Source organism: Thauera sp. (assembly GCF_035444905.1).
GTDB lineage: Bacteria > Pseudomonadota > Gammaproteobacteria > Burkholderiales > Rhodocyclaceae > Thauera.
Map to the genome: position 1 here is coordinate 1 of NZ_DAOMPS010000101.1, position 7,066 is coordinate 7,066.

6 protein-coding genes are annotated in these 7,066 nt (G+C 69.2%); 1 reads left to right on the forward strand and 5 read right to left on the reverse strand.

The features are described from left to right. The coding region (locus PLC66_RS21815) for a polysaccharide deacetylase family protein (RefSeq protein WP_324544291.1) at positions 1–625 on the reverse strand (625 nt) is incomplete at its 3' end. A gap of 212 nt (positions 626–837) precedes the next feature. Between PLC66_RS21815 and PLC66_RS21820 the strand changes: the two genes are divergently transcribed. Then, the gene (locus PLC66_RS21820; protein WP_324544292.1) at positions 838–1,740 is read left to right on the forward strand and encodes a hypothetical protein; all 903 of its coding nucleotides are present in this window, start codon (positions 838–840) and stop codon (positions 1,738–1,740) included. Here the strand turns inward: PLC66_RS21820 and PLC66_RS21825 are convergent. Genes PLC66_RS21825 through PLC66_RS21840 form a run of 4 tightly spaced genes read right to left on the reverse strand, consistent with a single transcriptional unit; the run spans position 1,722 to position 6,970 of the window. Next, positions 1,722–2,975 (reverse strand): glycosyltransferase family protein, encoded by a 1,254-nt coding sequence (locus PLC66_RS21825; RefSeq protein ID WP_324544293.1) that lies wholly within the window; start codon positions 2,973–2,975, stop codon positions 1,722–1,724. The genes PLC66_RS21820 and PLC66_RS21825 overlap by 19 nt on opposite strands. 14 nt (positions 2,976–2,989) lie before the next feature. Further along, complete coding sequence (locus PLC66_RS21830) at positions 2,990–4,318, reverse strand: glycosyltransferase family 4 protein (protein ID WP_324544294.1); 1,329 nt, start codon at positions 4,316–4,318, stop codon at positions 2,990–2,992. Positions 4,319–4,334: 16 nt separating this feature from the next. Next, positions 4,335–5,618 (reverse strand): ABC transporter ATP-binding protein, encoded by a 1,284-nt coding sequence (locus PLC66_RS21835; protein ID WP_324544295.1) that lies wholly within the window; start codon positions 5,616–5,618, stop codon positions 4,335–4,337. A 5-nt stretch (positions 5,619–5,623) separates the two neighbouring features. Next, complete coding sequence (locus PLC66_RS21840; protein ID WP_324544296.1) at positions 5,624–6,970, reverse strand: UDP-glucose dehydrogenase family protein; 1,347 nt, start codon at positions 6,968–6,970, stop codon at positions 5,624–5,626. Positions 6,971–7,066: the final 96 nt, after the last annotated feature.

Genomic DNA, 7,066 nt, shown 5'->3' on the forward strand with positions numbered 1-7,066 from the left:
TGCGCGTGGTGCAGGCCGCGCGGTAGCCGGCCTGGCGCACGGCGCGTGCGCAGCGCGCGTCCCATTCGCCATAGGGGTAGGCAAAGCTGGAGACGGGGTTGCCGAGCAGGGATTCGAGGGCGGCCTTCGAGTCTGCAAGCTCGTGTTCGAGCCGCTCGTCGTCGAGCGTCGGCAGGCGGGCATGGGTGACGCCGTGCGAGGCGATCTCCATGCCGGCGGCGCGCATCTGCCGCAGCTCGTCGGCATCGAGCAGGCGCCCGGCGGGGCGGCCGTCCGCAGGCCAGGCGGGCGGGCGGCCGATCGATCCGGTGACGATGAACCAGGTGGCCCGCATGCCGCGGCGCGCAAGCGCTTCGCAGGCGGCGAGGTTGTCGGCATAGCCGTCGTCGAAGGTGATGACGACGCTGCGGCCGGTGGCGGGGCGGTCCAGCAGTTCGGCCAGGGTGGGGGTGGCGTAACCTTCGGCGTCGAGGAAGTCGAGCTGGGCTTCGAGGCTGCCGCGGGAAACCGCCCAGGTCCAGTCCGGCGTGCCCTTGCCGGGCCGCACCGAGTGGTACATCAGCATCACCGGACCGTGCTCGCCGGTACGGCGATGAAGGGCGGCGGTGAGGGGGTCGAGGCGCATGCGGGGCGGGCCGGGAGCGGGCAGGAAAGGGGCGAGGCGGGTCGGGTGCGCACCACGTTGGAGATGGTGAATCAAGCGTCCATGAAGCTCACTTTGTCACGAATCGTTTCGCGAGGGCGTGCTACTTTACCGCGGCCCTCGCCGCTTGGGCGGCGCCGTTGCGGGCCGGGTGTGGCGTACGACCGCTTGTGCATCAAATTGGTGGATCTTCAGTGAAGCTTGCCGTCCTTTTCTGGTTCTACAAGGACCCGGATCTTTGCGAGAACCGGCTCACCGTGCTGCGGCGCGCGAATCCTGCGGCGAGGATCTACGGTCTGTTCGGCGGCGATCCGGCGCAAGCCGGGCACTTTCGCCAGCGCCTCGGCCGCCATCTCGACGACTTCTACGTGTTCGACGCGGTGCGCGACGCGCACTGGAAGTGGTACCACGGCGACCAGATGATTGCGCACTGGTATCGCGAACGCGGCGTGTCGCTCGAGTGGGACAGCCTCTTCGTGGCGCAGTGGGACATGCTGGTGTTCGGCCGCCTCGACGCCCTGTTTGGCAAGCTGCGCGAGGGGGAGATGCTGTTCTCGGGCCTGCGCCCGGTGCGCGAGGTGGACCCGTGGTGGTGGTATGTGCGCGAGGGTTCGGCCGAGCGCGAGGAATACTTGCGCTTCCTGCACTTCGTGCGCGAGACGCAGGGCTTTGCGGGCGAGCCGCTGTGCGGCGAGTTCATCGTGGTCTGCCTGCCGCGCGCCTTTCTGGCGCGCTATGTGGACATCCCGCAGCCCGAGCTCGGCTTTCTGGAATACAAGATGCCGATCTATGCGCAGATTTTCGGCATCCCGTTCTGCACCGATCACCCCTATGCGCCGTGGTGGGGCGACGACCCCGCCACCCGCGATGCGCCCTTGCTCGCCCGCGCGCTGAACTCCGAGTCGCTGGATGTGCCGCTGCGCAGCGTATGCGCGCATCTGGCATGGCCGTGGGGGCGGCGCATCTTTCACCCGGTGTTCCGCGACTATCCGTTGTCGCCCTGGCGCCGCGCCCTGCGTTTGCGCGACGAACTGCGCGACGAGGTGCTCAAGCCCTGGTGGTGGGCGTTCAACCGGCGTTATCTCGGGCGCGACTGAGGCCGGCCGAGCAGGGTGCGCAGGCGCTTGAGCAGGCGGCGCGGCGGGCTGTTGTCGACCCAGGCGAGCTCGGACTCCAGGCGCGCGAGGTGGGCATGCTGGGCAGCGAGGCGGTCCTCGTAGCGCATCACCATGTCCCACACGCGGTCGGCGCGGTCGGGGGCAGGCTGGGCGGCAGCGGTGCGGCGGTAAGCGTGCAGGAAGCGCTCGGCGCCGCGGTCGAGCGTGCGCGTGGTGCGCACTTCGGCGTGGGCGGCGGCGGCGAGGCGCTGGCGCAGGGCGGCGTCCTGCACGAGGCGGTCGAGGGCGTCGAACCAGGCGTCGGCGGTGTTCTCGACGACGAGGCCGGTGAGGCCGTCGCGCACGCTGCTGGCGTAGGGAGCGACGGCGGAGAACACGCCGGCGATGCCGCGCGCGGCGTATTCGAGCCACTTGAGGTCGCTCTTGCAGCGGTTGAGCGGGTTGTCGACCAGCGGCGCGATGCCGATGTCGATGTGTTCGCCGGCGAGCCGGGCGGGAAAACCGTCGTAGCTGTGCCAGCCTTCGGCCAGGCTGCTGTTGGGCAGGGCGGCCAGCGCCGGCGTGATGCAGCCGAGGAAGCGGAAGGCGAGCTTGGGCCCATGGCGGTCGGCGAGGCGGGCGAGGGCGGGCTCGACCAAGGCGAGGTCGGCCTGGTGGGTGCCGGTGCCGAAGAAGCCAATGACGCAGGGGGCGCCGTCGGGGCGTGCGGGCGCGTGCTGCAGCGTGCCGCCGAACCAGTGTTCACGGTCGAGGTGGTTGGGGATGACATGCACCTCGGGGTGGTAGGCGCGATAGGCCTCGGCGAGCGGGGCGGTGCTGACGCTGACGGCGTCGCAGCGGCGCACGAATTCGATGAGGATGTCGCGGTTGTCGCGTGAGAACGCGCCGAGGTAGTGCTCGGGCGGCAGCGCGTCGAGCAGGTCGTCGGTTTCGTAGAGCACGGGCTTGCCGGCACGCAGGATGCGGTCGAGCGTCGCGCGCTTGGCGCGGCAGGCAAAGAAGCGTTGCACGATGACCAGGTCGGCGCGCGCGAGTGCGGCGTCCACCGCGGCGCAGTCGGTGGTGCCGGCGTGCCATTCGTGCCTCAAGTGGGTGGCCAGCCGCTGCAGGGGCTGGATTACGCGCAGCAGGGCGCAGGCATGGTCCGGCGGTTCGGCCGAGAAGACGACGCAATGCAGTCGGCGTGCGGTGTCGGGCGCGGGCGGGCGGTGCATGGCGGGGCCGGTGATCAGTGCTGCTCGGGCGGCTGGGGCTTGAAGCGCCACAGCAGGTGGCGGTCGAGCGGGGCGCGCAGCGTGCGCCAGGCGCGGCGCACACGCTCGGCGGGCGAAACAGGGTTGAGCAGTGCCTGGATGTGTGCCAGCCGCAGGGGCAGTTGCGCGTGGCGCGCGGCCATGGCCGCCGGGTCGATGTGCGCGGCGAGCGCGGCGATGTCGTCGATGAAGGCGCACTGCTCGGCCTCGGCGCAATACGCCAGCGCCGCGCTGCGTGCGGCCTCGCCCTTGCGCTGGCGCAGGGCCTCGTCGTGCAGCAGGCGCCGCATCCAGGCCGCCGCTTCGTCGACCGAGGGCTCGGCCCACATCGTCGTGCTGGGGATGTAGGGGGGGCGGTACTGCATGACGGTGCCGCGGGTGGGGATAAGCCGGTGGCCGACCAGGCAGGCAGAGCGTTCGCTCATGAAGGACATGTTGCCCGACCACGCGGTGGCGATGACCGGCTTGCCGAGCAGCATGGCTTCGAGCAGGCCGAGGCCGAAGCCTTCGGCGCGATGCAGGGAGACGAAGACGTCGCAGCTCGCGAACAGCGCCATCACGTCGGCGTAGTCCATGGTCTCGGCGATGATGCGGATGCGTGGGTGCGCGGCGACGCGGTCGCGCAGCTGGGTGACGGCGGGCAGCTCCTTGCCGTTCCAGCGCGGGTTGTTGAGCTTGATCAGCAAGTGGGCATCGGCGTGCTCGCCGACCCCCTGGATGAAGGCGTCGATGACCGCGTACGGGTTCTTGCGCGCGAGGCAGCTCAGGGGTTCGAAGGCGAAGACGAAGATCACGCCCTGCGCGGGCAGGCCGAAGCGCTGGCGGTCGGCGGTGCCCGGGGGCAGCGCCAGCGGCTGCATGCCGCGCACGGTGCGCAAGCCCGGGACGCCGAAATCGAAGGCGTAGCGGATGAAGTCCGAACTCGACACGGCTACATCCAGGGTCTGCAGCACGAGCCGGTCGGCCTCGGGGATCTGCGGCAGCTCCCACACCGGGAACGCGGCGTTGAGGCAGCCGTCGCGCAGCATCAGGGCCTGCAGCTCGTCGGCATGGGCGGCGATCGCGTGCGCCGGCATGACGAAGAAGTTGTGGCGCTGTGGCAGGTCCTGCGGCCGCGCCACGCAGAGGTGGGCGAAGCGCTTATCGGCACCCCCGCGGCCGCCACCGAGGTCGAGGTCGAGGGCGCGCACGTCGATGCCGCGCCCGAGCAGGGCGCGGATGAGGTTGCGCACCGATACGCCCAGGCCGGTGGCCGACGAGACGTAGCCGATGACGTTGAGTTCGGCGCGTGGCGAGGCGGGCATGGTCAGGTGGGTCGCCTCAGGTGGGCAGTGCCGGGTGCGCGGCGGCCCGCAGATTGCCTGGGCGCGTCTTGCGGGTGCTGCCGGTCTGCCACTGCGTGCGCAGGGCGATGATGCCCTCGGCCTCCGAGCGCGCGCGGTTGAGCGTGGGGCTGTAGGCGCTGAAGTGCAGCAGGCTCTCGGCGTAGAAGATGTTCTTCAGCACGTCGCCGATGTCGATGCTGACGCGCACGCTGAAGGTGCCGTTGTTGAACGGAAAGCGTTCGATCGCGATCTGCACCTCGTGGTCGCCGGGCGGTAGCGTGTCGGGGAAGGTGCCGGGCGGACTGACCGTGGTCCACACGTAGAAGAAGTCGATGGTGTGCAGGCCGAAGACCAGCACGGGTCTGGGCAGCGGGCGATGCACGCGCAGGCTGAGCACGAAGCGTGGCGAGGCGCCCTCGGTGACGGTGCTGACGTCTTCGCCCTGATCGTTGGTGAGCCTGATGTCGATCACCTCGACATCGCCGGTGCTGTCGACGCGCTTGGCCTCGTTGCTTTGCGCCTGCACCTTCTCGTCGTTGATGGCGTAGAAGCGGTTGCAGATCTCGGGCCCGGCGCCGTCGGCCAGTACCCGGCCGTGGTCGAGCAGCAGCACGCGCTTGCACAGGCGCTCGACCTGGCGAATGTTGTGCGACACGATCAGCACGGTGCGGCCTTCGTGCTTGATCTGGTGTTCGACGCGCTCGAAGCACTTGCGCTGAAAGGCGAGATCGCCGACGGCGAGGACCTCGTCAATGATCAGGATGTCGCTTTCGAGACTGGTGGCGACGGAGAAGGCGAGCTTCACCTGCATGCCGGAGCTGTAGCGCTTGACCGGGGTGTCGATGAACGCCTCCATCTCGGCGAAGGCGACGATCTCGTCGAACTTGCGGTCGATGACCTTGCGCGGCATGCCCAGGATGGTGCCGTTGAGATAGACGTTCTCGCGCCCGGTGAGGTCGCCGACGAAGCCCGCGCCGACCTCGATCAGGGGCGCGACGCGGCCGCGCACGCGCACCGCACCGTGGGATGGCCGGGTGATGTTGGCCAGCAGCTTGAGCAAGGTGCTCTTGCCCGCGCCGTTGTGGCCGATGATGCCGAGCACCTCGCCTTCGTCGACCGTGAACGACACGTCGTCGAGGGCGCGAAAGGGCGGGCGCACCGGTGCGGGCCGCCCCACCAGCCGGCCGAGCCCGCGCATGACCGTCTGCTTGAGGCTGGCGACCTGCCCGAGGCGGTATTCCTTCGAGACGTGATCAAGCTCGATGACCGGCCGCGGCAATGGGCTCAGGCTCCATGGGGCTGCATGCCGCGGCCGACACCGTAGTAGTGCCAGCCGTCGCCTTGCAGGCGTTCGGGGTTGTAGAGGTTGCGGCCGTCGGCGATGACCTTGGCCTTGAGCAGGGTCTCCATCTCGTCGAAATCCGGCGCGCGGAACTGCTGCCACTCGGTGCAGATGGCCAGTGCATCGGCGCCTTCGAGGGCGCTGTACTTGTTGCTGCATAGGGCGAGATCGGGGCGCTCGCCGTAGATGCGCCGCGTCTCGTCCATCGCCACCGGATCGAAAGCCTGCACGCGCGCACCGGCTTGCCACAGGGCTTCGATGAGCGTGCGGCTGGGCGCTTCGCGCATGTCGTCGGTGTTGGGCTTGAAGGCCAGGCCCCACACGGCGATCGTCTTGTCCTTCAGCGCCTCGGCGCCGCCGAAGTGGCGGGCGAGCTTGGCGAAGAGGGTGGTCTTCTGGCGGTTGTTGACCGCCTCGACGGCCTTCAGCAGCGGGGCGTCGTAGCCGATCTGGTCGGCGGTGCGGCCCAGGGCCTGGACGTCCTTGGGAAAGCACGATCCGCCATAGCCGCAGCCGGGGTAGATGAAGTGGTAGCCGATGCGCGGGTCGGCGCCGATGCCCTTGCGCACTTCCTCGATGTCGGCGCCCAGCAGCTCGGCCAGGTTGGCGAGCTCGTTCATGAAGCTGATCTTGGTGGCGAGCATCGCGTTGGCGGCGTACTTGGTGAGCTCGGCGCTACGCACGTCCATGAACTGGGTGCGGTCGTGGTTGCGGTTGAAGGGCTCGTAGAGCTCGCGCATGCGCTCCTGCGCCTTCGCCGAGCGGGTGCCGATGATGATGCGGTCGGGCTTGAGGAAGTCGCCCACGGCCGCGCCTTCCTTGAGGAATTCGGGGTTGGAGACGACATCGAAGGGGATCGCTTCGCCGCGCTCGGCGAGGATCTGCTCGACCTTGGCCTGGACCTTGTCGGCGGTGCCGACCGGCACCGTGGACTTGTTGACGATGACGCGGTAGCGCGGCATGTGGCGGGCGATGCTCTCGGCCACCGCGAGCACGTACTGCAGGTCGGCCGAGCCGTCCTCGTCGGGCGGGGTGCCCACCGCGATGAACTGCACCTCGGCGTGCTTGACTGCCTCTTCCACATCGGTGGTGAAGCGCAGCCGGCCTTCGGCCACATTGCGCTCGACGATGGGCTGCAGGCCGGGCTCCCAGATCGGGATGACGCCGGCCCTGAGCTTGTCGATCTTGGCCTGATCGACGTCCATGCAGACCACGGTGTGGCCGACCTCTGCCAGGCAGGCGCCGGTGACGAGACCGACGTAGCCGGTGCCGAAGATGGTGAGTTTCATGGGTGGCTCGTGCTTGCAGTGGATTGAGAGGGCATCTGCACGGGGCAATGATGCGACGCCGCAAGCCTAGCCGGTAAAGATGACGCCTTCAACGGG

Coding starts and splice junctions, on each gene's coding strand:
- PLC66_RS21830 (WP_324544294.1), bottom strand. CDS start 4,318: ATGCCCGCCTCGCCACGCGCCGAACTCAACGTCATCGGCTACGTCTCG.
- PLC66_RS21840 (WP_324544296.1), bottom strand. CDS start 6,970: ATGAAACTCACCATCTTCGGCACCGGCTACGTCGGTCTCGTCACCGGC.
- PLC66_RS21825 (WP_324544293.1), bottom strand. CDS start 2,975: ATGCACCGCCCGCCCGCGCCCGACACCGCACGCCGACTGCATTGCGTC.